The following is a 25,493-nucleotide window of genomic DNA, read 5'->3' as shown; positions in this document are numbered from 1 at the left end:
TACCGCGCTGTCGCTCATCTGGCCGCAGCCAGCGCCACCGCGTCGGGACCGGCCGGGAAACGGAGCTGCCCCGACGCGTCGTTCGCCGCGCGCCACACCCCTTCGGCCACGTCGGACTCGCTCGTCACCAGCGCCGGCTGCCCGAAGGAGGCGAAGATGCGCTGCGCGAGAGGCGCGTAGGCGTCGGGGATCAGGCCTTCCATGCGGGGTCCCCCGTTGCTCGTGAAGCGCGTCGTCGGGCCGTAGCCCGGCTCGACGAGCTTCACGCGCACGCCGAAGTCCTCGAGCTCGAACGCGAGCGACGCGGTGAACCCTTCGATGGCCATCTTGCTCGCGGTGTACACGGCGACCAGCGGCATCGGCGCGAGCGTCGCGCTCGACGTCACGTTCACCACCACGCCCGATCGCCGCGCGCGGAGCTGGGGCAGCACGGCCTGCGTCATCGCCATCACGCCAAACGTGTTGGTCTCGAACACCTCGCGCACCGTGGTCATCGGCGTGGCCTCGAAGGCGCCCAGGAGCCCGATGCCGGCGTTGTTGACGAGAACGTCGATGGGCCCGCTCGCCTCGAGCGCAGCCGCGATGCTCTCGGGCTTCGTCACGTCGAGCGCGATCACGCGCATCCGGTCCGACCGAGGCAGCACGTCCTCTCGAGGCGTTCTCATGGTGGCGACGACGTTCCAGCCCTGCGCGTGGAAGTGGCGCGCGGTTTCGAGTCCATATCCCGAGGAGCAACCGGTGATGAGCACAGTGTTCATGAAGGGAAGATAGCGACGGCGCGCTGGACTATCTACCATTGGTAGTCCACGTTTCGTTTGCTAGAGTCCAGACATGAACGACCCTCTCTCGGAGGTCATCGCGCTGCTCCAGCCGCGCGCCGTGTTCTCGAAGCGCATCAGCGGCGCCGGTCGCTGGGGGGTACGCTACGCGGACTTCGGCCAGCCGAGCTTCTGCGCCGTGCTGGAGGGCAGCTGTCGTCTCGCCGTCGACGGCGAGCGCGCCCTGACGCTCGAGGCGGGCGACTTCGTGCTCCTGCCGGCGACGCCGGGGTTCACCCTGTCGGGCTTCGAGCCGGTGAGGCCAGAGCGCGTCGACCCGAAGGTGACGCCCGCGCCGACGGGCGAGGTCCGCCACGGCACGCGCGGTGGACGCCCGGACGTGCGGCTGCTCGGCGGCTACTTCCTCTTCGACTCGCCCGACGCGGCGCTGCTCGTGTCGCTGCTGCCAGCGGTGCTGCACGTGCGCGGCGTCGAGCGCCTCTCGGTGCTCGTACGGCTCGTGGGCGACGAATCCAACGAGCAGCGATCGGGGCGCGACCTCGTGCTCACGCGGCTCGTTGAGGTGCTGCTCATCGAAGCGCTGCGGTCGACCTCGGCTGGAGACGCGCCACCGGGGCTCCTGCGCGGGCTGGCCGATCCGCGGCTCGCGCCGGCGATACGGCAGATGCACGCCCAGCTCGCGCGCTCGTGGACGGTCGCCCAGCTCGCCAGGACCGCGGCCCTCTCCCGCTCGGCGTTCTTCGAGCGGTTCACCCGCACCGTGGGCCTGCCGCCCATGGAATACCTGCTCGCCTGGCGCATGGCCGTCGCGAGGGATCTGCTCCGCCGCCACGATCTCGGGATCGCCGACGTGGCCGAGCGCGTCGGCTACGGCTCGGCGAGCACCTTCAGCACCGCGTTCAGCCGTCACGTGGGCCAGCCCCCGGGTCGCTACGCACATGAGGCCGTTTCGCGCCCCGAGGTGGCAAGCTCCGGTCCGCAGAAGGGCTCAAGCCTTACGTCGCAACGCTGAACCACCGCGAGGCCCTGATGACAGGCAGCGCGCGCGACCTGCTCAGCGGGTGAGTTTACTACGACGCAAAGGAGACTACCAAGCTGCTGTGGGAACCCTGGCCTCGAAGACCAGTACCGCACCTGATCGTCGGGCGGCGGAACGCGCGCGAGCCCATCAAGCGACGCTTGACCTCCCGGAGCCGCTGAGACCACATGGGAAGCCATGATCAACGCCCCGGTCCGGCCCGGCGACGTCTTGGCGGGCAAGTACCGCGTGGAGCGTCTGCTCGGCACGGGGGCGGTGGGGATCGTCGTCGCGGCGCTCCACGTCGAGCTCGACCAGCGCGTCGCCGTGAAGTTCATGCGCTCGGCCCACCACGTCACCGCCGACGTGCGCGCGCGCTTCTTGCGCGAGGCGCGCGCGGCGGTGCGGCTGCGCAGCCAGCACGTCGCCCGCGTGTTCGACGTCGGCACCCTCGAAAGCGGCGCGCCATACATCGTCATGGAATTCCTCGAGGGGCGTGATCTCGCCGCGTTGCTCAGGGAGAGCGGGTCGCTCTCTCTCGACGACGCCGTGGAGTACGTTCTCCAGACGTGTGAAGCCGTCGGCGAGGCCCACGCCGTCGGGATCGTTCACCGCGATCTGAAGCCGGCGAACCTCTTCGTCACCCAGGACGTCAGCGGCGCGGCGTGCATCAAGGTCCTCGACTTCGGGATCTCGAAGATCAGCGGCGTGGAGCTCGCCCTCACCGAAGACGACCAGCAGCTCGGCACCCCCTACTACATGTCGCCGGAGCAGATGAGCTCGCCGAAGGATGTCGACGCGCGCAGCGACCTCTGGGCGCTCGGCGTCCTCTTGTATGAGCTCATCGCCGGGCAGACGCCGTTTCACGCGGAGACCTTGGCGGAGTTCTACGGGCGCATGCTCGCGGCGAAGCCCACGCCGCTCCACCAGCGCCGGAGCGGCGTGCCGCCGGCGCTCGACGCGGTGATCCAGCGGTGTTTGATGCACGATCGCGAGCAGCGCTGGAGCGACGTGGCAGCGTTCGCCGGCGCCCTTGCGCCTCACGCGCCCCTGCGAGCGCGGGGTTATCCGGAGCGGGTCTCTCGGGTGCTCAACATGCGGCGGTCGTCTCTGTCGGGAGCCACGGACGCGCCGGGGCCGCGCCGCGCGGACGCCTCCCCGCCGTCGCCCAGCGCCGGGGCGGAACGGTCGCTCGAACCGCGCCCGCGGGATTCCGTGGCGAAGACAGCGCTCACCACGTCCTGGCCCAGCGGCGCCCTACCGCCCTTCGGGGCGCTGCTGTCGAAGCCGCGCTATTGGGCTCCCCTTCTCCTCGGCGGTGCGTTCGTCGCGGGCGCTGCGCTGGCGGTGATCGCCTCGGAGGGGCAGGACGGGGCGCGATCCCCGGCGCCGACAGAGCCGCCGGCGGCCGCGTTCGGCGCGCCGAACGCGGCCCCCTCCGCGCCCGTTGAACCCGAGGCTCCCTCCTCCGCGCCCGCCTCTCACGACGCGAGCGCGAAAGCGCAGCCGGAGCCCACCTCGCCGTCGCCGGCGCCGGCGACGGCGCCGGCAACTACGGCCACGCTGAAGCCGAAGACGACAAAGCCCCCCTTGCGGGCGAAGCCCCCGGCCAAGGCCGCTCCCACCCCGAGGCATGAGCCGACGTTCTCGTACGACGAGCGGCGCTAACTTTGGGACAACGGCGACCGGTGTCGATATAGTGGGATCGGTGCGTGGCCCAGGACCGATGCGTGTCAGGCGCAGTGTCATCGCCGCGAGCGCGCTGATCCTATCGTTATCGCTCGCGCCGCGCGCCCTCGCGGACCCGACCGCCGAGGACCGGGCGGCCGCCGATGTGCTCTTCCGCGAGGGACGCGCGCTCGTCAAGCAGGGCAGCCACGCCCTGGGGTGCTCGAAGCTCGTCGCAAGCCAGAAGCTGGATCCAATGGCCGGGACGCTGCTCGCCCTGGCGGATTGCTACGAGCTCAACGGGGAGACGGCGAGCGCCTGGGCGACCTTCAACGACGCCGAGGCAATGGCGCGCAGAGCGGGCGATCGGCCGCGCTCGAAGGAAGCGGGGCGGCGGGCGAGCCTCCTCGAGCCGCGGCTCTCGAGGCTCGTCATCGAGGTGGCGCCGGAGGCCCGGGTCGAGGGGCTCGAGGTGCGGCGCAACGCGAAGCCGCTCGATGCGGCGATGTTCGGCTCGGCGATCCCGGTCGATCCGGGCGAGCATACGATTGAGGTGGTGGCGCCTGGCAAGAAGGCATGGAGCACGGAGGTGGTCGTCGAGCCGAAGCCAGGGAAGAGAACGGTACACGTCCCTCTGCTCGAAGACGCGCCCGCGCCACGGCGGGAAGCGCGCGTGCCTGCGGCCGCGAGCGCCGCGCCCGCGGCGAGCTCGTGGAGCGCGCAGCGGACCGTCGGGCTCGTGCTGGGCGGGGTGAGCCTGGCCGGGATCGCGGTAGGCGCGGTGTTCGGTGTCGAGACGCTCTCGAAGATGAGCGAAGCGCGCAACCAGCACGGGTGTACCAACGACGACCCTCCCCGTTGTGGCGCCGGGGGGGTCAAGCTCCATCAGGACGCCAACACGACCGCCAACATCTCCAACGTGGCGTTCGCGGCGGGAGGCGCGGCGCTCATCACAGGCCTGGTCGTGTTCCTGACCGCGCCGTCGAGCGAGGCCGCGCCGTCGACGGCGCTGGAGGTGCGCCTGGGGCCTCCGGCCGAGCTGGGAACAGCGGGGCTGTCGTTGCGAGGTAGCTTTTGAGATGCGCCAGATGCGACCATGGGGGCTCGTCGTCGCCGGGGGCGCATTGCTCGTCGCCGGCTGCCAGATCATCGCGGGCGTGCGCACCGACGCGGAGCTGAGCCAAGGAGGCGACGGCGGCGGAGCGTGCAGCGTCTCTCTCGGGTGTCCGAGCGGCGTCTGTCAGGACGGCGTCTGCAAGCCGGCCGAGGCGAAGTGCGCGCTCGACCTCGAGCCGTTCGACATCCTCACGTCCGAAGACCTCGGCGGCCACGAGGTCGACACCTCCTCGCTCGTGCTGGCAAGCGGACCCGATGGCGTATTTGCCTCGATCATCGACAAGACTGCCAGCCGGCTCGTGATCGGGACGGTGCACGAGATCGGGGAGCCAGCCGGATCGAAGGCGGAGTTCCCGTTCACCGACGGCGCGGCTTTCGTCACCGGCCGCGAATCCGGAGGGCGGGTGATCCTTCAAGGCAGGGTGGGGTACGAGATCGGGCAGCTCGTCTTCCCCACGACCGCCGACGGCGTCTCGCCCGAGGGGACGTTCCAGCGGTTTCCCGCGCTCGCACCGGAGTGCTCGAGCCCCAGCGTGGCGACGTCGATGGCGTTCGTCGCGGCGGGCGATAACACCCTTTACGCCGCGACCTGCGCGGCGCCGGGCGGCTCGACGCGAGCGCTCGTCGTCGGTGGATCGGCCGAGCCTGCGCCGACCCTGGTGGCCCAGGGCGCACGTACCGATGCCTCGCTCAACGTTCGCTACTACACCGTCACGAACGGCCAGCACCTCCTGTTGTTGGATGACAGCGCGACCGGCGAGGCGTTCTTCAGAACGGGCGCCTCTCGCGCCGATCTCGGCGTGGCGCACCAGATCCAGTTCAGCCCATCTCCTGACGAGGTGGAGTCCTTCTTCGGGGCGTTCCCGCTGCCCGACGGCGATGGCGTCACGCTCTTGATGGTGCACCTCGTCCCTCCGCCGAGGCTCACGCTCTCGGCGGAGGTGGGCGTCGTAAGGGACTTCCTGTCGCTCGGACAGGTTCCCCCGCCCGGCTTCACCCCTGTCTTCAAGCTCCAGAATGTGAACCAGTACAACCCCCCGGGCCCCGTCGCGAGCGACGGCGAGAACGTGTATCTGACGTTGGTGCCGCCGCCTGGAAAGAGCGTGAGCCTGGGCTGGTTCACGCGAACAGGTGAGAACGTGCTCCCCAACCAGCTCATCTTCTCCCTCCCGGACGGCAGCAGCGCGCAGATCCTCGGCTCGACCGTCGCGCAGCTCGGCGTCAAGCTGCTCGTCGCCTGGATCGAGCAGCGCGACGGCGCCTACTCCGTGCGCGGCCAGCGGCTCATCTGCACGCTGCAATGACGCGCCGACCGGCGCGGCCAGCTCGAGCGACCCGTTGTTCGGCAGGCGCCCACGCAGCGGAGCGAAGCGCCTGGTGGCGCGGGGCGCCGTGCTGTCACGTTCGCTTCAGCGCGTACGCGATGCCGCCCCGCAGCGTCCCCGCCGTGACAAGGCCCCGGAGGTCGACGTCGAGCTCGATGAGCGTCCGCGCGATCGCCGGCTGGATGCCGGTGAGCACCACCTGCGCGCCGAGCAGCCCCACGGCGCGCGCGGCGTGCACGAGCATCTCGGCCACCTGGACGTCCACCGCCTTGACCCCGGTGATATCGATGATCGCGATGCGGGCCGCGTGCCTCTCCACCCCCTGCAGCAGCGTCTCGATGATCCGGCTCGCCCGCGCGCCGTCGAAGAAGCCGATGAGCGGCATCACGAGCACCCCCTCGGCGATCGGCAACAGCGGCGTAACGAGCTCACGTATCGTGTCCTGCTGCGCCGCGATCAGCTCGTCCCGCGCAGCCTCCCGCTCGCGCTCCGCCGCCTTGACCCGCGTGATGTCGACAGAGATACCGGCGACCGCGCCCTCCGGGATGCCCTCACCCCAGACAGGGAACTTGATCGAGTAGAACGTCTTCTCGCCTCGGGCGTCAGGGACGGGATCCTCGGCCTCGAGCGGGACGCCGTTCCTCCGCACCAGGTCATCGACGTCTTTGTAAATAGACGCAACTTCCGATGGAAAGAAGTCGCTGTCGGTCTTTCCAAGCATGGTGCCCGGGGTCGCCCCGACGAGCTCCTCCACCGAGCGGCTCACCAGGAGAAAGGCGCCTTCCCGATCCTTTGCAACCATGAGGACCGGCGCGTGATCACAGAACGTCGCGAGCAGCGACTCGCTCCTGTGGAGGCGCTGCTCGCGGCGCTTTCGCTCTGTCACGTCCTCGGCCGACAGGAAGATCTCGCGCGCGGCGCCATCCTCGCTTCGCGCGAAGACCTCCGCGCGCACCGCGAAGATGCGCTCGTCTCCCTCTCGGCCTCGCGCCCGGAGCTCGCCCTCGATCACCTCGCCGTCCCGCGCCCCCCTCAGCCGCTCCGCGCTCGCGGCGAGGCCGGCCATGTCGTCCGGGTGGATCCGATCCGAGAGCGCCTCGACGCCGCGTGTCGAGAGCTCTTCGCCCGTACAGCCGAGCGAGCGGGCGAGGGCGGCGTTATGGGCGATGAGCCGGCGCTCGTCGAGGCCCACGACACACAGGATCGTCGGCGCCGCGTCGAGCATCCTCCGGACTCGCGCGCTGAGCGCGTCCTGCTGCTCCTTGGCCCTGGTCTCGTTCATCGCGGCAGGCCTCTCCTCATGGCGGCTCCTTCCAGGCCCGGCGGCGGACGCGCGGACCAGAACTCGACCCATGATAGCCACGGCGCGCGCGCGGCGAAACCGAAGACGCTGCGCCGCCTCGCTGTCGCAGCCGGCCGGCGCGGCGCCGTAGCCTGGCCTACCCGCGCAAGCGACAGCGGCGGCGCGCGTCACGCAATGCAGCCTACCGTGCTGAGCAACAGCGGGCTCAGGGGAGCAAGCTGCACTTCGACAGGGGCGTCCGGTAATCCATCGCCTGGGTGTTGCGCTCGAACTCCTCCAGGTTGTTCGGACAGACGACGTACCAGCCAGCGTCGGTGAAGGCGCTCACTTGCCGGTCGGTGGTGGCCAGATCGTACGCGAGCATGACGGTATCGTAGCCCCAGCCGAACAGCTTCTGACCGAGGAGCACGTCCACGTACCCATCGCGCATGCGATCCATGTACTCCGGCAGCGTGTCGAACGCCACCGAGTGAATGGTCTTCTCCTTCGCTCTCGCGGTGAGCAGCGGCGCGTTCGCCTCGAGGTCGGGCTCGCCGAGGAGCTTGCTGTAGGAGAAGAAGAAGCCCGTGATCTCCGGGTCGCTCTTCAGGGCCTCCTCCGCGGTCTGCGCGCAGAAAGGGTTCGCGTAGTCGCAGCACACGCAAGGGAGGCTCACGGCGTTCGTCATGTCCGGGTACTTCTTCAGCGCCTCGGAGAAGCCGGCGAGCCGGTCGATGAAGGTCCCCGCGGGGGTGGGGGTGTAGACCCCGTTACCGTCGTCATCCATCATCGTCTGGAAGGCGATCTTGCCGGTCTTCCCGTTGATGGTCGCGAGCGCATCCATGAGGAAGGCGGCGGCGGCCTTGTTGTCCATGCCGTAGTAGGTGTGGCGCTTGCTGGCCGGAGCGTCGCCGCCGTACGTGACGACCTTGATGCCGGCGTCCACCGCCTTGTTGATGAGGTCGTTCTCGCATTCCCCGCTGAAGACGTCGATGGATATCGCGTCCACCTTCATGTCGATGACCTCCTGCAGCACCTCCATCTGCGGCCGGGAGAGGTAGCAGGCGTCGTCGGGGTCCAGCGGCTTGCCGTCTTCCGTGAGCTCCGGACATTCAGGGTCCAGGATCATCACGTTGACCGGCCGCGCGCTCGTCGTCGACAGCTCGCTCTGCGCCTGCGCGGCGCCCGCGCGACCCAGATCGTGGAACCGATTGCACTTGTTGTGGGTGATGTAAGCGATGGTCAGCGGCGCTTCTGCGGTGCTCTCGCTCGAGCTGCAGGCAAGCGCGCTGGTCGCCAGAAGGATGCCCCCGATGATGGCGCGATCGACCATGAATCCCCTCCTCTTCTCGATATTGCTCGACCCGTTTCACCGTCCCCTGACGGCTCGGCGCGGCTGTGCGCGCGCCGACATCCGGGACCCCCTGCGATGGCGCGCGCTCGGCGCGCCTCGCCCTCATTCACGCCGCAAGTGGCGCGGCTCCTGTCCGCCGCGAGCTTGCCCGACCGGAACCGCATACGCGATGCCGCTCCGCAGCGTCCCCGCCGTGACAAGGCCCCGGAGGTCGACGTCGAGCTCGATGAGCGTCCGCGCGATCGCCGGCTGGATGCCGGTGAGCACCACCTGCGCACCGAGCAGCCCGACCGCGCGCGCGGCGTGCACGAGCATCTCGGCCACCTGGACGTCCACCGCCTTGACCCCGGTGATATCGATGATCGCAATGCGGGCCGCGTGCCTCTCCACCCCCTGCAGCAGCGTCTCGATGATACGGCTCGCCCGCGCGCCGTCGAAGAAGCCGATCAGCGGCATCACGAGCACCCCCTCGGCGATCGGCAGCAGCGGCGTCACGAGCTCACGTATCGTGTCCTGCTGCGCCGCGATCAGCTCGTCCCGCGCAGCCTCCCGCTCGCGCTCCGCCGCCTTGACCCGCGTGATGTCGACAGAGATACCGGCGACCGCGCCCTCCGGGACGCCCTCGCCGCGGAGGGGGAACTTGATCGTGTACAGGGTCCGATCGCCCTGGGCCTGCGGGACGATCTCCTCGGCCTCGAAGGGGGCGCCGGTCCTCCGCACCAGGTCATCGACGTCTTTGTAAATAGACGCAACTTCCGCCGGACAGAAGTCGCTATCGGTCTTTCCGAGCATGTTGCCCGGGGTCGCCCCGACGAGCTCCTCCGTCGAGCGGCTCGCCAGGAGGAAGGCGCCGTCACGGTCTTTCGCGTACATGAAGACAGGGGCGCGGTCGCAGAGCGCCGCGAGCACCGCGTCTCCCCTGCGGCCGCCCTGCTCGCGACGCTTTCGCGCGGTCACGTCCTCGGCGAAGAGGACGACCTCGCGCACGGCGCCGTCGTCCCCCCGCGTGAAGACCTCCGCGCGCACGGCGAAGACGCGCTCGTACCGCCCTCCCTCGATGCTCCGCGCCCGCAGCTCGCCTTCGACGACCCCGCCGTCGCGCGCCGCGGCGAGCTCGGCCGCGCGCGCGGCGAGGCCGGCGAGACCGTCGGGGTGAATGCGCGCCGAGAGCGCCTCGACGCCCCGCGAAAGGAGCTCTTCTTCCGTGCAGCCGAGCGCCCGGACGAGCGCGGCGTTGTGCCCCGTGAGCCGCGGTCCCGCGAGGTCCAGGACACACACGATCGCCGGCAAGGCGTCGAGTATCCGCTGGGCTCGCGAGATCGTCGCGCCCTGCATCCGGCTGGCCTCGGTCTCGTTCATCGCGGGCATCGCGGGGACTTCTCTCGAGAGCTCCCTGCCCGGTCAGGGCAGGAGATCACACTTCGTTTCTCGTGGTACATCGATGACGATGGCGCTCGCCTTCATGTCGATGGCTCCCTGACGCGCGTCGCCAGGAGGAGACCGCCAGAGAAATTACGGTCGTGCACGCTCCCCCTTCACGACAGGGACACGACGGTCCAGCCGAGTTGCATCATTACGACTATGGGAAACAGAATCGACTGTCAACGCCTTTTACGTCCTCGTTCCCTCGTTCGCAACAATGCCGACAATGCGAGTTCCAGCCGGAGAGCATGCCAATCGACAGTAGGGTGCCGTCGGAGATGACTCCACGGTGAACGATTCGGCCCCTCATGGGGCGATAGGTTGACGCAATCCACCGTAATGAGGAGATGGCCAGCGCGATCACAGCCCGGCGCCGCCCACGCCGCCCGCGCCGCCTGAGCCGCCGTGACCGCCCGCGCCGCCCGCGCCGCCTGAGCCGCCGTGACCGCCTGCGCCGCCCCCGTCATCGGCGCTCGCGCCCGCGCCGCCTCCGCCCTCGGCGCTCGCGCCGCCTCCGCCGGCCGCGCCGGCCCCGGTCGTCCCGCTCGCCTGAGAAGAGCTCGCGGAGACGCCCGTGTCGAAGCAGTTCGGGTTGTCGTCCTCGACGAAGCAGCCCACCTCGATGGGGTGGCCCACCTCGACGCAGCCCCCCGCCAGGAGGCCTGTCGTGGCCGACAAGCGGAGGAGGAGCGCGGGAAAACATGTGCTCTTCACGGTGAAGCTCCGTGGCTCGCGCGCCCGACGGTCGCGATGGAGGAGGGCCTGGCCGCCGCGGCCGGGCTGCCCGCGGCGGCGTCGTCATCGAGGTGAAGCTCGATCCCGGCGAAGAGCGTGAGGCGGTTCTTCAACGCGAAATCCGCGGTGGGGCCGCTCTCGACGAGGTAGCGCGGCTGCCCCTGGTTGGGGCCGACGACGTAGGGCTCATGGGCCGAGAACGCGTACTGCCCGCCGAGCAGGTACCCGGCGCCCTTCACCCCGGGTATCGCGCCCGTCACCGCCGCGCGGAGCTCGACCTGCGGCGGCACCTCGGGGCGAGGGGCGATGTTCGACGGATCACCGCCATAGTAGGCCTGGTCGGCGATCCGCCGGCCCATGTAGGCGGCCGCCAGGGACACGGCGCCAGAGCCGACCTCGTACGATACGCGGGCGTTGCCGTACACCTGCGGCGCGACCGTGATGGGGACGTCGTCGCCAGTGCCGAACGGCGCGTTCCGATGGATCTGCTCGGCGGACATGCGGCGTCGCGTCGCGGCGAACGTGGAGTTGACGCCGACGCGCAGCTTCCGCTCGAGGAAGCTCGTCTCGAAGCCGAGGTTCGCGCCGTAGTTCTCGATGCCTGGCACGTTGTTGTACCTCGAGACGCTGGGCGCCTTCGCCCTCAGGATCTGGAGCTCGATGACGTCCTTCCAGTCCGAGTAGAAGCCGCCGGCCGTGAAGGAGTACGCGCCGCTCCGGAACGACGAGACCGCCTCCAGGGAGGAGACCTTTTCCGGCTTGAGGCCATCCGGGTTCGGCAGGAGCCTGCCGCTCACGGTGTAGAGCTCGACGAAGCTGGGCGCGCGGAACGCGCTCGAATAGATGAGCTTGAGCGACACGCGCTCGTCCGGCGTGAGGATCAGCGCGGCGCGCGGCGAGATCGCGTTCGCCACGTACTCGAGGGGGATACGCGAGTCGAGGTCGACCCGGATCCCGGCGTTGAGCGAGAGGGGCCGGAACAGGCGGAGCGTCTGCTGCACATAGGCCCCGAGCGCGGCCTCGTCCTCGAGACGGTGTCCGCCGCCGTGCCAGCGCGTGCGCGCCGGGTCGGAGCCATAACTCTTCCCCGTGAGCTCGTCGAACGCGACGAACTCGTAGGCCGACGTGCGGAGGCGCCCATCGAGGCCCGCCATGGTCGTGAAGGCGCCGTCGCCTGTCCAGTCGTACCGCGCCTGGAGCTCCAGCCCGAACCAGCGGGAGAGGAACAGCGCCTCCTTCCGGCAAGGCCCGGACGGGCCGCGCGGGCACTGCTCCGGATCGAGCACGTCGAGCGGGACGTGCGGCACGAGCGGATCGTGGCCCACCACGTAGCGCGAGCGCTCGATCCGGCTGAACCCGAAGTACCCGCGCGCCACGCCCTCGAGCCGCTCGCTCAGGCGGTCGCGATAACGCACGCTGGTCAGGACGAGCGACTGCGTGTTGTCGTTGCGCGCGTCGTCGAAGGCCCCGACGCGGTTCTCGTGGAGATCCATGAAGGGCGCGGCCCACGACGCGCGCGTCGCCTGCGCGACGGCGCTCAGGTCGCCGACGTCGAGGCGCACGAAGGCGCCTGCCTTGCGGCGAAACCACTGCTCTTCCACCGTGCCGCCCCAGAAGCCGGGCTCGGCGTGCGAGCCGAGATCCATGACGGACACGCCGTCCGCCAGGACCGGGAGCCGCTGCTTCGGGAAGCTCACCTCGGGCCCCTCGAAGCGGTGCATGTCGACCGCCGCCACCACGCCCGCGGGCTGCCCGAGCAGCGTAAAGCGGCGCCCGAAGCCGATCGCCGCCGTGCCCTCGCCCCCGAGGCCCTCGAGGTCCGGCGCCCTGATGTCGCCCGATTCGTCGAGCGGCGGCGACGCCCCGAGCGTCAGGGAGGCGCGGATGCCCTGGTGATCGGCGGCCTTCTTCGTGACGACGTTGATGACCCCCAGCATGGCCTGCGCGCCGTAGAGCACGGAGCCAGGGCCCAGGACCACCTCGATATGGTCGACGATCTCGATCGGGATATCGTGCAGGAAGACGGCGCCGCCGCCCTGCTCGTTCACGACCATGCCGTCGAGCACGATCAGCACGTGGCTGTTCGCGTCCCGGGTCAGGGCGACCCCGCGCGCGCCGACCTCCGGGACCGACATGCGGTCGTGCGCGAAGACGCCGCTCGCGAGGAAGGTGAGCGCGTCGGCGAGGCGCCGTATGCCGAAGAGCTTGAGCTGCGCGCCCGTGATCACCGACGACATGGCGGGCGCGTCGCTCTCGCGCTCCGCGGAGCGCGAGGCGCCGGACACGACGTTCTCTTCGAGGATCTCGAGGAGCGAGCTGACGTCCTCGGCCCGCGCCTCGCGCGGGGCGGCGGTCGACAACGCGAGCGACGCGGCGCAGAGCAGTGCGATACGGGTCGAGCTCACGTCAATAGATCCTTGCCAGTTTGAGGATGGGAGCGGGGAAGTCGATGTGCTGGGCCCGGGCCTGCGCGAGGTTGATGCTCATGCGCGGCTTGCCGTCCGCGACGTCGACGCCGAGCACGGCCCCCTGCGAGACATAGGGCTCCACGGCCGCGAAGCTCAGGATGCCCGTGTCCGTGAGCGCGCCGCGTATCGCGGCGACCTCCCTGCCGAGCCCCGAGGAGATGTACACGACGTTGATGTCGCGCGCGCGGCACGTCGCGGCGAGCTCGGACGCGCTCGAGTACTCGGCGCTCTCCACGCGGATCGGCTTGTCACGCACCTTGCCGATGTCGTTCAAGGCCCTCCTCATCTGGAGCGCGGCGCTCGCCGAGTCCGCGTCGCCGGCCCGGGAGAGCAAAAGGAAAGAGACCTGTCCCTTCACCCGCTCTGGAAAGCCCCTGTCGTACGGCAGGATGCGCGTGACGATCTCCGCTTGCACGGCGAAGGGCGCCGTCGCCGGCTCCGCCATGACATGGAATGGGGCGAGGGCGGCCGCGACGAAGAGGCCGAGCACGAGGGCGCGCCGGCGAGGCGTCATGTCTTGCGTTCCTTGCCGCGCGACAGGCCGGCGAGCTTGCGTATGCGGAGCGCCGCTTGCACCTGCGGGGTGAGGGCGAGCAGATCGCCTTTCCTGCTGAAGACGCCGTCGAAGCCGAGCTCCGCGTACCGCGATCCGGCCTCGGCGTCCGTCGTGTAGAGGTAGAAGAGCGGCGGCCTCTCGCCCTCGGGCACCGCGGCCTTGAGCGAGCGGAGGACGGCGGCGCCGTCGAGGCCCGGCATGAAGAAGTCGACGATGACGAGATCGCAGCCGCGCAGGTGGCGGGCCGTGCCCACGAGCTGCGTCGTCGTGACCACCTCGTAGCCGGCGCTCGACAGCTCGACGCGGATCCGCATCAGCACGATCTCGCTGTCATCGATCACCAGGATGCGTCCGCCGTGTGACATCGAGTCATTCTCCGTTGCTGAGAGGGACAGCCTGAGGGCGGATCACGAACGCCGCGCCGGTCTGGCGCGACGCGTCCACCTCGATGAGCCAGCCGACCGAGAGGAGATCGGCGCGGACCGCGGAGAGGCCGATGCCGCGGCCCGCGAGGTCGCTCACGTCGCCCTTCGTGCTCACGCCGGGGGTGAACAGGAGCTCGCGCGTCCGGCCCAGATCCTTCGGATCGACGCCGGCGCTCGTCGCGAGGGCGTCGAAGTCGATGCCCTGACCGTCGTCCTCGACGAGGAGGGTGGGCAGCGGCCTGTCCTCGACGCAGCTGGCGCGGATCACGCCCACCTCGGGCTTGCCCACCCGGGCGCGCGCGTCGGGGGACTCGATTCCATGGGCGATCGCGTTCCGCACGAGGTGGAGGAACACGCCCGGGAGCAAGCGGGCGAGATCCGAAGGAATGGAGGCCTCGCGGCCGTCGATCTCGAGGCGGGCGCGCTTGCCCTCCCGCTCGGCCCAGCGAGGGACGCGCTCGAGGAGCGGCGCGAGCACCTCGCCGAACGGCCGGGCCGCGAGGCGGCGGACGATCTCGGCGGCCTCGCCGCCCTGCGGGCCGACGAGCTCGCCGAGCCGGGTGACGTCCGTGCGGCGGACCGTGATCTGGTCGAGGATCGCGCTGCCCACGGGCGAGGCGTCGACGAACGTCTCCTGCGCGCGCGTGAGCTCGTCCGCGACTCGGGTGAGCCGCGCGCGCCACGACGCCGCGTGCCCCTCGACCGAGGGCCTGTCCTCCGAGCGCGCGCGCCCCTGGACCCTGGAGAGCTCGTCCTCGAGCGCCATGATCTCGTCCGCGAGGCCCTCCAGGTCGAACGACCGGGCCTCGCCCTTCATGGTGTGCAGCTGCTGCAAGAGCTCGTCGATGTCCGCGGGGCAGAGCTCCCCGCCGGGCATCAGGATCTCGCTGCACCGGGCCACGCGCTCGCGCGAGATCTCGATGAAGCGGACGAAGACCTGGCCGCCGCCGGCGATGAGGCGGCGCATGGCGGCGATCTGGCGCGCGTGCTCCTCGTCCTTGGTCTTGACGCTCTCCGTGAGGCGCCTGAGCTCGGTCTGGTCGGTCGCGAGCAGCATGATGCGCGCGATCTTCTGGCCGGAGACGATGGGGCAGAGCTCGATCCGCAAGAACCTCCGGTCGCCCGGCGCGCGCTCGAACCACACCTCGCGCGGGGCGAGCTCGGCGACCTCCGGGAAGGCGTCGACCTCCGCGTCGAACGCCGCGTCGACCCATTGCCGGAGCGCCTGGCTCTCGACGCAGAGCGGCCCGCCGCGGTAGAGGAGCTCCGCGACGTGGTTGCCCTCCGCGGCGCGGTCGCCGAAGAGCTGCCTGGCTTCTTTCGAGGCCTCGCTGCCCAGCCGGCCGTCGGGGCCGAAGGCCACGATGGCCTCGCGCATGTTGTCGAAGAGCTCGCGGAGGCTCTCGGTGGCCATCTCGAGCTTGCCCTCGCGCTCGATGATGGCGGAGCTCATCGCGTTGAAGACGTCGGCGAGCCGGCCGAGCTCGTCGTTCGTGCGGACGTTCACGCGGACGGCGCGGTCCCCTTCCCCGACGCGCCGCGCGGCGTCGACGAGCCGCGAGAGCGGACGCACGATCTGCCACCTTGCGAACGCGAGGAGCAGGAAGGCCGTCATCGCGCCGACGATGCCCGCGAACTCGAGGATGTTGCGGCGGGCCGCGGCGAACGCGGCGTTCTCGGGCTCGAGGGAGAAGACGAGGACGAGCGTCCCGAGGCGCCGCCCGTCGTCGCGCACGACCGGGCGGGCGACGCGTATCTCGCGCTCCAGGACCTGGTTCTCGGCGCCGCGCGCGGTGAACACCGACAGGCCGCCTTCCGGCTGACCGATCTTGGCGACGGGCTCGGCGTCGCTGCCCCACGCGACCGCGGCGATGAGCGCGCGGTTCGACCGGAGCTGGTCGAGGTCGCCCTGCGCCGTGTCCCGATCGCCGAAATCGAGCGACGCGGTCAGGGAACCCGAGAGCAGATCCGCCATCATCGATGCGGCGTTCGCCTTCGCCGACACGAGGTCATCTCGTGTCTTCTGGATCACCTGATTGGCCACCAGCACGGTGACGCTGGTGAGGACCACCACAGTCGCTGCGGCGAGCTTGACGCCGATGCCGAGGTGAACACCGGAGCGCCGGTGAGCCGCCGGGGGCCGGGAGACAGGGGCCGAGACCAGCATCACGCGCTCGGGGCGGCAGGCCGTATCCGAGCCAAGGAATGGTCGAATCCAAGAGCGTGCGTCATCCGCGCCCCCCCTCCACGGCAGAAGCTTCGCCAGGCGCACCATCGGAAGCACCCGAGGGACGAGGACAGGCGCTTGGCGATGCCCTTCCGACCTCGACGGTACGTAGTTCATTTCATTTCTGCAACAGGATTTTCCTTACGCACCGCCGATGTGACTGTCCGCTCGTCGCGTCATCCGCAACGGCGCCATGACGTCGCGCGTCACTCCGGCGACGGCGACCCTGCGGGATCGTGTAGGCTCGCGGGCATGCCCATCACGCGACTCACGAAGCCTGATTCGAAGTTTCGCCTCGATGACGTCTCGACCGATCCGCCTCGAGACGCGACGAAGCAGGAAGCAGCGGAGCGGCTCAAGGAGCTCGGCGAAGAGCTGCTCGAGCTGCAGGAGCTGATGTGGGGAGCGAGGACACACAGCATCCTCATCGTCCTTCAGGGCCGCGACGCGGCCGGCAAGGACGGGGCGATCAAGAACGTCGTCGGCGCGCTGAACCCGCGCGGCGTCACGGTGAGCTCGTTCGGCGTGCCCACGAAGGAGGAGCGGGAGCACGACTTCTTGTGGCGTATCCACCGGCAGGCGCCGCGCGCGGGGGAGTTCGCCATCTTCAACCGCTCTCACTACGAGGATGTGCTCGTCGTGCGCGTGCACGACCTCGAGCCCAAGTCGCTTTGGGGGGAGCGCTACGGTCACATCAACGACTTCGAGGAGCTGCTCGCCGAGCACGGGACCATCGTGATCAAGTTCTTCCTGCACATCAGCAAGAAGGAGCAGGAGAAGCGGCTCTTGGAGCGCGAGGAGAACCCGTCGACCGCGTGGAAGCTCAACGTGAACGACTGGAAAGAGCGGGAGCACTGGGACGAGTACACCGAGGCTTACGACGAGGTCTTCCGGCGCTGCTCGTCCAAGCACGCGCCCTGGTGCGTCGTGCCGGCCGACGCGAAGTGGTACCGCAACCTCGTCGTCGCCGAGACCGTGGCGGAGACGATGCGGGAATACCGCGACGGCTGGCTGAAGACGCTCGAGCGGAACGGGAAGGCGGGCCGCGAGGAGCTCGACGAATACCGGAGGTCGCGGGGTGGGCGGAACAAGGGGTGAGCGCGCCCGACCGATATCCGCCCTAGCAGGCGCAGAGCGCCAATCGCGCGCCGCGACCTGCGTGGGCGCCTGATGCCATGGCACGGAGTCCACGCGAAGGACTCCGTGGTTGCATGAACCATCGATGTCCCAGCCGGCGGGGCCGAGCGACGACCTTTGTACTCGTCGGCGATCTCGACACGTGACGTCACGCCGTGCAGTCAGGAGGTCGTCCACGGCGGCCGCCGGGGGGACGGCTCTCGGCTCGCCTACGTGCTCGTCTTTCAGGGAAGGCCGTGGCCGGGCGCGCTCCGCGATCCCGCGCGCGCCGTGTGGGGCCGAGCGCCTCGGCCAATTGACGCGCTGTCGCTCGGGTGATGCAATTCCGACGAGGAGGAGGGGGCATGCAGCTCGACGATCCCAGGCACGAGTACAACCCGTACGCTGCGCCGACGACCGGCGACGCGCACTCCCATGGCGAGAACGAGCCGGACGAGCACGTCCTCGCCGAGCGCGGCACGCGGCTCGGCGCGCGGATCCTCGACAACCTGCTGCTCGTCGGCTCCATGATCCCCGCCGTGCTCCTCCTCCTCGCCACCGGGGCGCTCGATTACGCCGCGCACAGCGAGGAGAAGGCCTACCTGGTGCTCGGCGTCGGCGCGCTCCTCGGCCCGCTCCCGCTCGTCATCTACCAGTGGTACCTCATCGCCACGCGCGGGCAGACGCTCGGAAAGAAGTGGACGAAGATCAAGATCATCAAGACGGACGGCTCGCGCGTCGACTTCGCGTCCGGCGTCGTCCTCCGCAACTGGCTCATCGCGCTCCCCGGCCTCGTCCCCGGCGTCGGCCGGCTGCTCCACGCGATCTTCAACGTGATGAACGGCCTCATGATCTTCGACGACGACCGCCGCTGCCTGCACGATCGCATCGCCGGCACCAAGGTCGTCGTCGCCCCGCCCAGGGCGGGCTCCTGATCGCCCTCCTCGCCGCATGATCCACCGCGAGACGCTCCGCGAACCGCTCGACACGAGCGCCGAGATCGAGACGCCGGAGCACGTGCGGTTCCGCCACCAGATCGCGGGCCCGGCGCGGCGCGCGCTCGCGTACCTCATCGATCTGCTGGTGCGCGGCGTCATCGTCTTCGCGATCGGGATGCTCGCCGCGGTCGGCGGCGTCGCCGTGGGGCCAGCGCTGCGCGGGGCGTCGACGGGCTTCGTGCTGCTGGTCCTCTTCGCGATCGAGTGGGGGTATTATGTCTTCTTCGAGACCCTCTGGGGCGGCTGCACGCCCGGCAAGCGCGCCCTCTCGCTGCGCGTCGTCACCGACGGCGGCCAGCCGCTCCGCTTCGGGGACAGCCTGCTGCGCAACCTGCTGCGCGCCGCGGATCTCCTCCCCCCGTTCATCGATCCGCTCTCGTTCCTCGGCACGTACGCGGTCGGCCTCGCCGTCATGGGCCGTGATCCGCGCTTCCGCCGCCTCGGCGATCTCGTGGGCGGCACCCTCGTGATCGTCGAGGCGCGCCACACGGTCGCCGGCCCGCTCGTCCTCCGGCCGCCGCCGAGCCCCGCGGAGCTCTCGAGCCTGCCCGCGCGCCTCCCGCTCTCCGGCGAGGAGCTCGACGCCATCGAGCTCTTCCTCCGCCGCCTCGATCGCCTCTCGCCCGCGCGCGCGAGCGAGCTCGCGGAGATGACCGCGCCCGTGTTCGCGCGGCGCATGGGCGTCCGCTACAAGGACGCCACGCGCTTCCTCGGCGTCCTCCACCACCGCGCGCACGCGCACCGCGGCGGCCAGGAGGAGGCCGCGAGCGCCCCCAGGCCCCGCCGCAAGCGCAAGAAGGAGGTGAGCGCGTGATCGGCGCCCGCTCCCAGGACGAGTTCGTCGCGGCCCGCAGGCCGGACTGGCAGGAGCTCGATGGCCTCCTGCTCCACGACAGCGGCTCGCTCGCGAAGAAGGACGGCGCCGCCATCTCGCGCCTCGCCGCGCTCTACCGCTCGCTCTGCACCGATCTGATGCGCGCGCGCGCGGCGCGCTACACGCCCGATCTCACCGCGTACCTCGACGCGCTCGCCGCGCGCGCGCACGCGGCGCTCTACGGCGCGGAGCCCTTCCGCCTCCCCGACATCGTCTCCTTCTTCACCCGCGATTTCCCGCGCGCATTGCGCGCGAACGGCCGCTTCTTCGCGATCGCCTGCGCGCTCTTCTTCCTCCCCTCGCTCGTCGGCATCGCGGGCGCGCTCGCCTCCGACGAGTTCGCCACCCACGTGCTCCCGAGCCCGGTGCTCCAGGGCATGGCCCAGATGTACAGCGAGGGCCTCAACGGGCGCGACACGGGCACCGACACGGGCATGGCGGGGTTCTACGTCTTCAACAACGTCGGCATCGCCTTCCGCTGCTTCGCCACCGGCGTGCTCTTCGGCGCGGGCAGCATCTTCTTCCTCATCTACAACGGCCTCTTCACCGGCACCGTCGTCGGCCACGTGATGAGCGTGGGCCACGGCGGCAACATCTGGACGTTCATGTGCAGCCACGCGCCCTTCGAGCTCACCGCGATCGTGATCGCCGGCGGCGCGGGGCTCGAGATGGGCTACGCGCTCGTCGAGACGCGCGGCCGCACGCGCGTCGGCTCGCTGCGCCGCGCGGCGCCGTCGATCGTGCGCCAGATCCTCGGCGCGGCGGCGATGCTGCTGATCGCCGCGGGGATCGAGGGCTTCTGGTCCCCCTCGGGGCTCCCCCCGCCGGTGAAGTGGGCGGCCTCGGGCGTCTCCTCGCTGCTCATCGTCCTCTACCTCGCGCTCGCGGGTCGCCCCGCGAAGGAGGCCTCGCGATGAACCTCGGCGCCTCCGCGATCGTGCTGCGCCCGCGCCCGCTCTCCGAGATCCTCGATCTCGCCTGCCGCCTCTCCATGTCGCGCGCGCTCGGCCTCTACGCGCGGCTCTCGGCGATCCTCTTCCTCCCGATGCTCGCCGGCTGCCTCGCGCTGCGGTATGCGGCGGGCTGGTCGTGGCTCGCGGTGTGGGGCGTCGCGATCGCGCTCGGCGGCGTCGCGCAGGGCGTGTTCACGGTCGCGGTGGGGCGCCTGCTCTTCTCGGAGGAGCTCGGCGCGGGCCAGGTGCTCCGCCTGTTCAGGGCGCGCCTCTGGTCGTACCTGTGGATGCTCTTCTTGAGCCGCCTCCTGCTCGCCGCGGCCGCGCTCCCGATGTTCCTCGGCCTCCCCCTCGCCTGGCCGCGCCTCGTCTTCGTGCACGAGGCCAGCTTGCTCGAGGCCGCGGACGCCGGCGACGCCATCCAGCGCAGCAGCCGCTTCGTCAGCGGCCGCGTCGCCGCGGTCCTGGGCGCGCTGATCGCGCTGCTCCTCGCGCAGGCCGGCGTCGCGCTCACGGCGGAGCTGCTCGGCCAGTCGCTCGTCGACGCGATCCTCCAGCTCGGCAAGCCGTTCGGCGCGCTCGTCGACGACGGCGGCTCGCCCTTCGCGCTCGCGGGCTTCTTCGCGGGCATCCCGTACGTCGCGACCGCGCGCTTCCTCCACTACATCGACGCGCGCACGCGCGCCGACGGCTGGGACATCCAGCTCCGCTTCCTCGCGATCGCCGCGCGCGAAGGCGAGAAGAGGGCCGCCGCGTGAGCCGCCGCGCGCGCCTCTTCGCCGCCCTCGTCGCGCTCTCCGCCGGCGCGCCGCTCGCGCGGGACGCCCGGGCGGAGGACGTGGAAGAGAATGTTCACTGGGACGTGCGCGACGTCCTCGAGGACGATCGCTATCGCTTCTGCCACGAGGACGACTACCCGCTCACGCCCGAGGAGCACGCGTGGTGCCCGATCATCGCCGGATCGAGCGACGTGTGCCCGGAGCTCCCCGCCGCGTGCAAGCTGCCCCCGGTCGAGGTCTCGCGATCGGCCGGGTCCGGCCGCGGCGGCCGCGGCGGCCGGGACGCGTCCGGCAAACACCCCGCGGGCGGCGCGCCGACCGATCGCGGCCCGACCGAGGACGAGCGCCGCCGCCCCTGGCCCGACATGCGCGTCGATCTCTCGGGGATGAGCTTCTTCGCGTCGGCGCTCTTCATCGGCCTGCTCGTCGTCTTCTTCGGGGGGGTGATCCACGCGCTGCTGAAGAACCTGCTCCGCGATCGCGGGCCCGCCGACGAGGCCAAGGAGGAGAGGGCGCCCGCGCGCGGCCCCACGCCCGAGGAGACGGCGCGGCGCGAGGTCGAGACCGATGTGCAGCGCCTGCTCGCGCGCGCGCGCAGCCACGCGGCCCGCGGCGACCACGCGCGCGCGATCGACGACGCGTACGCCGCGCTCCTGCGCCGCCTCGACGGGGATGGTCTCATCGAGATCCACCCCTCTCGCACGAACGGCGACTACGTGCGCAGCCTGCGCGAGCGGCCCGATCTCAAGGGCGCGATGCGATCGATCGTGCGCGACGTGGAGGGCGTGCAGTTCGGCGTCACGCCGCCCTCCGAGCCGATCTTCCGCGCGGTGATGGACCGCGTCGTCCCGCTCGTGAGCCGCGCGCTCGCGCTCGCGCTCGCCGCCTTCGGCCTCTCCGCCGCGCTCTCCTGCACGCCGCACGGCGGCGGCGACGAGGGCGGCGGCGATCGGTCGCCCTCGGGCACCCAGGCGGTGCTCGAGGTGCTCAAGGAGCAGGGCTTCAAGGCGCGGCGCCGCGGCGAGGCGCTCACGGCGCCCGATCGCGCGCTCGCGCTGGTGGTGCTGCCGGGCGCGGCGATCGACGACGCGACGTGGAAGGACCTGTTCGCGTGGGTGAGCGGCAAGGGCGGCACGCTCTTCCTCGCCGGGCTCCCGCGCCTGCCCGACGAGGTCGAGCTCGGCCTGCGCGTGGTACAGGACGCCGAGACGTCGACGGCGCTCGCCGCGGACTGGTCGCGCGGGCTCCGCGCCTCGCTCCCGCCCGGCAAGCGCCTCGTCGAGGCGAACGGCGAGGAGCCCGAGGACCTCTACATGATCTTCCGGGGCGAATCGTCCTCGACCGCGGGCGTCGTCCGCCGCCTCGGCGAGGGCAAGGTCGTCGTCGTCGCGGACGATCGCCTCGTGTCGAACGTCTCGCTCGCGGCCCCCGACAACGCGCAGCTCTTCCTCGATCTGCTCCGGTTCGCGCCGTACGCGACCGAGGTCGAGATCGTCGACGAGTGGACCGGCGTCGGCGCCGAGACGCCCTTCGAGGCCGTGCGCGAGGCGAACCTCTGGCCCGTGATCGCGCAGCTCTTCCTGCTCCTCGCGCTGCTCTACCTCTGGAAGGGCAGCGCCTTCGCGCGCCTCCGCGATCCGCCCGCCGCGGGCCGGCGCGCCTTCGCCGATCACGCGCGCGCGCTCGGCCTCGCCTACCGGCGCGCGCGCGCCTCGCGCCACGCCGCGGGCCTCTACGCGAGCTGGGCGCTCGATCGCCTGCGCGAGCGCGTGCACAAGTCCGGCCGGCGGGGCCTCATCCCGCTCGCCGAGGCGATCGCCGCCCGCACCGGCCGCCCCGAGGCCGAGGTGATGCGCGTGCTGGTCGAGGCCTCCGGCGCCCGCGAGGACGCCGCGCCCGCCTCGTCGCTCCGCGGGCCGCAGAGCGCGCGCGGCGCGCGGCCCTCGCCTCGCGCGCGCGACGACGCCGCCGCCGATCTCGAGCTCGTGCGCGAGCTCCAGGGCTTCCTCGACGCGACCGGTCAGCGAACCTCCGATCGAAAGACGACATGAACCCGATTGAATTCCGCGATCGCTTCGATCTCCTCCGCCGCGAGGCCGGCAAGGTGCTCCTCGGCCAGGACGATCTCATCCTGCACACGCTCGTCGCCGTCCTCGCCGGCGGTCACGTGCTCATCGAGGGCGTGCCCGGCCTCGGCAAGACGCTGCTCGTGCGCACCCTCGGGCACGTGCTCGGCGCCACGTTCAAGCGCATCCAGTTCACGCCCGATCTGATGCCGAGCGACGTCACCGGCGGCAACGTCTTCAACCAGAAGGAGGACCGCTTCGTCTTCCACGAGGGGCCGATCTTCACGCAGCTCCTCCTCGCCGACGAGATCAACCGCGCGCCCGCCAAGACGCAGAGCGCGCTGCTCGAGGCGATGCAGGATCTCGCGGTCACCTCCGACGGCATCACGCGCGCGCTGCCGGATCCGTTCTTCGTCATCGCCACGCAGAACCCCATCGAGTCGCAGGGCACCTACCCGCTCCCCGAGGCCCAGCTCGATCGCTTCTTGATCCAGGTCAACGTCAAGCACCCCTCGCAGGCGGTCGAGCGGCTGATCCTCAAGAACCACGTCAACGGCTTCCACGCGGCGCGCCTCGATCGCTTCGAGATCCAGCGCATCGCCACCGCCGCCGAGCTCGTGGAGATGCGCGAGGGGCTCGCGCAGATCCGCGTGGACGACGGCATCATCGAGTACATCGCCGACATCGTCGGCCGGAGCCGCGTGCACCGCTCGGTCTACCTCGGCGCCTCGCCGCGCGCGTCGATCGGCCTGCTCGCGGTCGCGCGCGCCATGGCCGCGAGCGAGGGCCGCGAGTACGTCATCCCCGACGACGTGAAGGCGCTCGCGCCCGCGATCCTGCGCCACCGGCTCATCCTGCACCCCGACGCCGAGATCGAGGGCGTGAGCGCCGACGACTGCGTCGACGACATCCTCCGCGAGGCCAAGGTGCCGAAGACGGCGGCCTGAGCGCGATGATCCCCTCGCGCGCCCTCGTGCTGCTCGCGATCGTGCCCCTCGGGCTCGCGGTGGCGACGCTCGTCGATCGCACGCTGCTCCTGCCCATGCTCGCCGCGGACGCGGGCATCGCGCTCTGGGCCGCGATCGACGCGCTCCTCGCGCGGAGGCCGCTCGTGACGGTGAAGCGCCACGCCCCCGCGGTGCTCTCCATCGGGCGCCCGAACCTGATCACGCTCGAGATCCGCTCGCTCTCGCGCCGCAAGCTGTCGATCGAGGTCGCCGACGATCTCTTCGATCACGCCGAGAGCGACGACCTGCCCGTGAAGCTCGAGCTCCCGCCCAGGGAGCGCGCGACGGCCCGCTACCACGTGCGCCCCACCCGCCGCGGCGCGCACACGATCGGCGATCACCACGTGCGCTACCTCTCGCCGTTCGGCCTCTGGATCCGGCAGGTCACGGTGCCGGCCGAGACGCCGGTCAAGGTGTACCCCGACGTGCAGGCCGTGCGCACCTTCGAGCTCATGGCGCGCCAGGATCGCGATCCGTCGGCGCTGCGCGCCTCGCGCAAGCGCGGCGGCGAGAGCGAGTTCGAGCGCCTGCGCGAGTACCGCCGCGGCGACGAGTTCCGCTCCATCGACTGGAAGGCGACCGCGCGGCAGAAGAAGATCATCAGCCGCGAGTACCAGCTCGAGAGCAACCAGAACCTCCTCTTCCTCCTCGACGCGGGCCGCCTGATGACGGCGCAGACGCAGGGGCTCTCGCTCTTCGATCACGCGCTCAACGCGAGCTTGATGCTCTCGCACGTCGCCGCGCGCGGCGGCGACCGCGTGGGCCTGCTCGCCTTCGCCGACGGCATCAAGAGCTACGCGCCCCCGGTGAGCGGCGCGGGCGCGGCCAAGCACGTGCTCTCCGCGGGCTATGACCTCTACCCCGAGCTCGTCGAGACCAACTACGGCGCGGCGTTCCAGCACGTGGGCCTGCGCGTGCGCAAGCGGAGCCTGATCGTGCTCTTCACGCAGGTCGTCGACGACGTCGCCGCGAGCGAGCTGCTCCGCCTGATGCGCGGGGTGATGCCGCGCCACCTCCCGCTCATGGTGCTGCTGCGGGACGTGGAGATCGACGCGCTGGTCGAGGGCGGCGACGCCGACCCGTACACGCGCGGCGCCGCCGCCGAGCTCTCGAGCTTCCGCGATCGGCTCGTGCGCGACCTCAAGAACCAGGGCGCGCTGGTGCTCGACGTCGCGCCCGGGCAGCTCACCGGGCAGCTCATCAACCGGTATCTCGAGATCAAAGCGCGCCATTTGCTCTGATCTGCGGGGCGGCCCTCGCGCCGATTGCTGCTCCAGCAGCAATCGGCGCTGATCCATTGCTCCTGCACGAGCACACCGGCGCCG

The 25,493-nt window shown here is 70.9% G+C and carries 21 protein-coding genes; 12 read left to right on the top strand and 9 right to left on the bottom strand.

What is annotated here, in order from left to right:
• Positions 1 to 14: 14 nt before the first annotated feature.
• Complete coding sequence (locus WME95_RS08055; protein ID WP_437907829.1) at positions 15 to 758, bottom strand: SDR family oxidoreductase; 744 nt, start codon at positions 756 to 758, stop codon at positions 15 to 17.
• 73 nt (positions 759 to 831) lie between these two features.
• Between WME95_RS08055 and WME95_RS08050 the strand changes: the two genes are divergently transcribed.
• From WME95_RS08050 to WME95_RS08035, 4 genes are all read left to right on the top strand, one after another.
• Positions 832 to 1,791, top strand: coding sequence for a cupin domain-containing protein (locus WME95_RS08050; protein ID WP_437907828.1), 960 nt, complete (start codon positions 832 to 834; stop codon positions 1,789 to 1,791).
• Positions 1,792 to 1,995: 204 nt separating this feature from the next.
• Positions 1,996 to 3,465: a serine/threonine-protein kinase gene (locus WME95_RS08045; RefSeq protein ID WP_437907827.1), complete on the top strand. Its 1,470-nt coding sequence runs from the start codon at positions 1,996 to 1,998 to the stop codon at positions 3,463 to 3,465.
• 58 nt (positions 3,466 to 3,523) lie between these two features.
• On the top strand, positions 3,524 to 4,543 hold the full coding sequence (locus WME95_RS08040; protein ID WP_437907826.1) for a hypothetical protein: 1,020 nt from the start codon (positions 3,524 to 3,526) through the stop codon (positions 4,541 to 4,543).
• Between the two features lie 10 nt (positions 4,544 to 4,553).
• A complete protein-coding gene (locus WME95_RS08035; RefSeq protein WP_437907825.1) occupies positions 4,554 to 5,885 on the top strand; it encodes a hypothetical protein in 1,332 nt (443 codons plus the stop codon).
• A gap of 94 nt (positions 5,886 to 5,979) precedes the next feature.
• On the opposite strand, the gene WME95_RS08030 is transcribed toward WME95_RS08035, so the two are convergent.
• From WME95_RS08030 to WME95_RS07995, 8 genes are all read right to left on the bottom strand, one after another.
• Positions 5,980 to 7,188 carry a PAS domain S-box protein gene (locus WME95_RS08030; RefSeq protein ID WP_437907824.1) on the bottom strand — a complete coding sequence of 403 codons (1,209 nt, stop codon included), beginning with the start codon at positions 7,186 to 7,188 and terminating at the stop codon, positions 5,980 to 5,982.
• 226 nt (positions 7,189 to 7,414) lie between these two features.
• On the bottom strand, positions 7,415 to 8,521 hold the full coding sequence (locus tag WME95_RS08025) for a substrate-binding domain-containing protein (RefSeq protein ID WP_437907823.1): 1,107 nt from the start codon (positions 8,519 to 8,521) through the stop codon (positions 7,415 to 7,417).
• 123 nt (positions 8,522 to 8,644) lie between these two features.
• Positions 8,645 to 9,910, bottom strand: coding sequence for a PAS domain-containing protein (locus WME95_RS08020; protein WP_437907822.1), 1,266 nt, complete (start codon positions 9,908 to 9,910; stop codon positions 8,645 to 8,647).
• A gap of 414 nt (positions 9,911 to 10,324) precedes the next feature.
• A complete protein-coding gene (locus tag WME95_RS08015) occupies positions 10,325 to 10,678 on the bottom strand; it encodes a hypothetical protein (protein WP_437907821.1) in 354 nt (117 codons plus the stop codon).
• Positions 10,675 to 13,104, bottom strand: a complete 2,430-nt coding sequence (locus tag WME95_RS08010; protein WP_437907820.1) for a TonB-dependent receptor plug domain-containing protein — start codon at positions 13,102 to 13,104, stop codon at positions 10,675 to 10,677. The genes WME95_RS08015 and WME95_RS08010 overlap by 4 nt, the downstream gene beginning before the upstream one ends.
• Position 13,105: 1 nt before the next feature.
• Positions 13,106 to 13,681, bottom strand: a complete 576-nt coding sequence (locus WME95_RS08005) for a YfiR family protein (RefSeq protein WP_437550623.1) — start codon at positions 13,679 to 13,681, stop codon at positions 13,106 to 13,108.
• Positions 13,678 to 14,088 carry a response regulator gene (locus tag WME95_RS08000; protein WP_012234032.1) on the bottom strand — a complete coding sequence of 137 codons (411 nt, stop codon included), beginning with the start codon at positions 14,086 to 14,088 and terminating at the stop codon, positions 13,678 to 13,680. Before WME95_RS08000 ends, WME95_RS08005 begins: the two co-directional genes overlap by 4 nt.
• A 4-nt stretch (positions 14,089 to 14,092) precedes the next feature.
• Entirely contained in the window at positions 14,093 to 16,315 is a 2,223-nt protein-coding gene (locus WME95_RS07995; RefSeq protein ID WP_437907819.1) for a HAMP domain-containing protein, read from the bottom strand.
• Positions 16,316 to 16,627: 312 nt separating this feature from the next.
• Between WME95_RS07995 and WME95_RS07990 the strand changes: the two genes are divergently transcribed.
• The 8 genes from WME95_RS07990 to WME95_RS07955 all read left to right on the top strand — a co-directional run bounded on the left by WME95_RS07990 (position 16,628) and on the right by WME95_RS07955 (position 25,409).
• Positions 16,628 to 17,473 (top strand): PPK2 family polyphosphate kinase, encoded by an 846-nt coding sequence (locus tag WME95_RS07990; protein ID WP_437907818.1) that lies wholly within the window; start codon positions 16,628 to 16,630, stop codon positions 17,471 to 17,473.
• Between the two features lie 383 nt (positions 17,474 to 17,856).
• Complete coding sequence (locus WME95_RS07985; protein WP_437907817.1) at positions 17,857 to 18,426, top strand: RDD family protein; 570 nt, start codon at positions 17,857 to 17,859, stop codon at positions 18,424 to 18,426.
• 16 nt (positions 18,427 to 18,442) lie between these two features.
• The gene (locus WME95_RS07980; protein WP_437907816.1) at positions 18,443 to 19,303 is read left to right on the top strand and encodes an RDD family protein; all 861 of its coding nucleotides are present in this window, start codon (positions 18,443 to 18,445) and stop codon (positions 19,301 to 19,303) included.
• A complete protein-coding gene (locus WME95_RS07975; RefSeq protein WP_437907815.1) occupies positions 19,300 to 20,280 on the top strand; it encodes a stage II sporulation protein M in 981 nt (326 codons plus the stop codon). Before WME95_RS07980 ends, WME95_RS07975 begins: the two co-directional genes overlap by 4 nt.
• On the top strand, positions 20,277 to 21,074 hold the full coding sequence (locus WME95_RS07970; RefSeq protein ID WP_437907814.1) for a hypothetical protein: 798 nt from the start codon (positions 20,277 to 20,279) through the stop codon (positions 21,072 to 21,074). Before WME95_RS07975 ends, WME95_RS07970 begins: the two co-directional genes overlap by 4 nt.
• On the top strand, positions 21,071 to 23,146 hold the full coding sequence (locus WME95_RS07965) for a DUF4350 domain-containing protein (protein ID WP_437907813.1): 2,076 nt from the start codon (positions 21,071 to 21,073) through the stop codon (positions 23,144 to 23,146). Before WME95_RS07970 ends, WME95_RS07965 begins: the two co-directional genes overlap by 4 nt.
• Entirely contained in the window at positions 23,143 to 24,108 is a 966-nt protein-coding gene (locus WME95_RS07960) for an AAA family ATPase (RefSeq protein WP_437550606.1), read from the top strand. Before WME95_RS07965 ends, WME95_RS07960 begins: the two co-directional genes overlap by 4 nt.
• A gap of 5 nt (positions 24,109 to 24,113) precedes the next feature.
• Positions 24,114 to 25,409 (top strand): DUF58 domain-containing protein, encoded by a 1,296-nt coding sequence (locus tag WME95_RS07955; protein WP_437907811.1) that lies wholly within the window; start codon positions 24,114 to 24,116, stop codon positions 25,407 to 25,409.
• The last annotated feature ends 84 nt before the right edge of the window (positions 25,410 to 25,493 follow it).

This window comes from Sorangium sp. So ce327 (assembly GCF_051530205.1).
Lineage (GTDB): Bacteria > Myxococcota_A > Polyangia > Polyangiales > Polyangiaceae > Sorangium > Sorangium cellulosum_B.
This window is presented reverse-complemented; position numbering and strand designations above follow the sequence as displayed.

Excerpts from the sequence above, each read along its gene's own strand:
- WME95_RS08055 (WP_437907829.1), bottom strand. The coding sequence starts at position 758 with ATGAACACTGTGCTCATCACCGGTTGCTCCTCGGGATATGGACTCGAA.
- WME95_RS08005 (WP_437550623.1), bottom strand. The coding sequence starts at position 13,681 with ATGACGCCTCGCCGGCGCGCCCTCGTGCTCGGCCTCTTCGTCGCGGCC.
- WME95_RS08050 (WP_437907828.1), top strand. The coding sequence starts at position 832 with ATGAACGACCCTCTCTCGGAGGTCATCGCGCTGCTCCAGCCGCGCGCC.
- WME95_RS08030 (WP_437907824.1), bottom strand. The coding sequence starts at position 7,188 with ATGAACGAGACCAGGGCCAAGGAGCAGCAGGACGCGCTCAGCGCGCGA.
- WME95_RS07985 (WP_437907817.1), top strand. The coding sequence starts at position 17,857 with ATGCAGCTCGACGATCCCAGGCACGAGTACAACCCGTACGCTGCGCCG.
- WME95_RS07955 (WP_437907811.1), top strand. The coding sequence starts at position 24,114 with ATGATCCCCTCGCGCGCCCTCGTGCTGCTCGCGATCGTGCCCCTCGGG.
- WME95_RS08000 (WP_012234032.1), bottom strand. The coding sequence starts at position 14,088 with ATGTCACACGGCGGACGCATCCTGGTGATCGATGACAGCGAGATCGTG.
- WME95_RS07960 (WP_437550606.1), top strand. The coding sequence starts at position 23,143 with ATGAACCCGATTGAATTCCGCGATCGCTTCGATCTCCTCCGCCGCGAG.
- WME95_RS08035 (WP_437907825.1), top strand. The coding sequence starts at position 4,554 with ATGCGACCATGGGGGCTCGTCGTCGCCGGGGGCGCATTGCTCGTCGCC.
- WME95_RS07995 (WP_437907819.1), bottom strand. The coding sequence starts at position 16,315 with ATGCTGGTCTCGGCCCCTGTCTCCCGGCCCCCGGCGGCTCACCGGCGC.
- WME95_RS08020 (WP_437907822.1), bottom strand. The coding sequence starts at position 9,910 with ATGCCCGCGATGAACGAGACCGAGGCCAGCCGGATGCAGGGCGCGACG.
- WME95_RS08045 (WP_437907827.1), top strand. The coding sequence starts at position 1,996 with ATGATCAACGCCCCGGTCCGGCCCGGCGACGTCTTGGCGGGCAAGTAC.
- WME95_RS07970 (WP_437907814.1), top strand. The coding sequence starts at position 20,277 with ATGAACCTCGGCGCCTCCGCGATCGTGCTGCGCCCGCGCCCGCTCTCC.
- WME95_RS08040 (WP_437907826.1), top strand. The coding sequence starts at position 3,524 with ATGCGTGTCAGGCGCAGTGTCATCGCCGCGAGCGCGCTGATCCTATCG.
- WME95_RS07980 (WP_437907816.1), top strand. The coding sequence starts at position 18,443 with ATGATCCACCGCGAGACGCTCCGCGAACCGCTCGACACGAGCGCCGAG.
- WME95_RS08025 (WP_437907823.1), bottom strand. The coding sequence starts at position 8,521 with ATGGTCGATCGCGCCATCATCGGGGGCATCCTTCTGGCGACCAGCGCG.
- WME95_RS07990 (WP_437907818.1), top strand. The coding sequence starts at position 16,628 with ATGCCCATCACGCGACTCACGAAGCCTGATTCGAAGTTTCGCCTCGAT.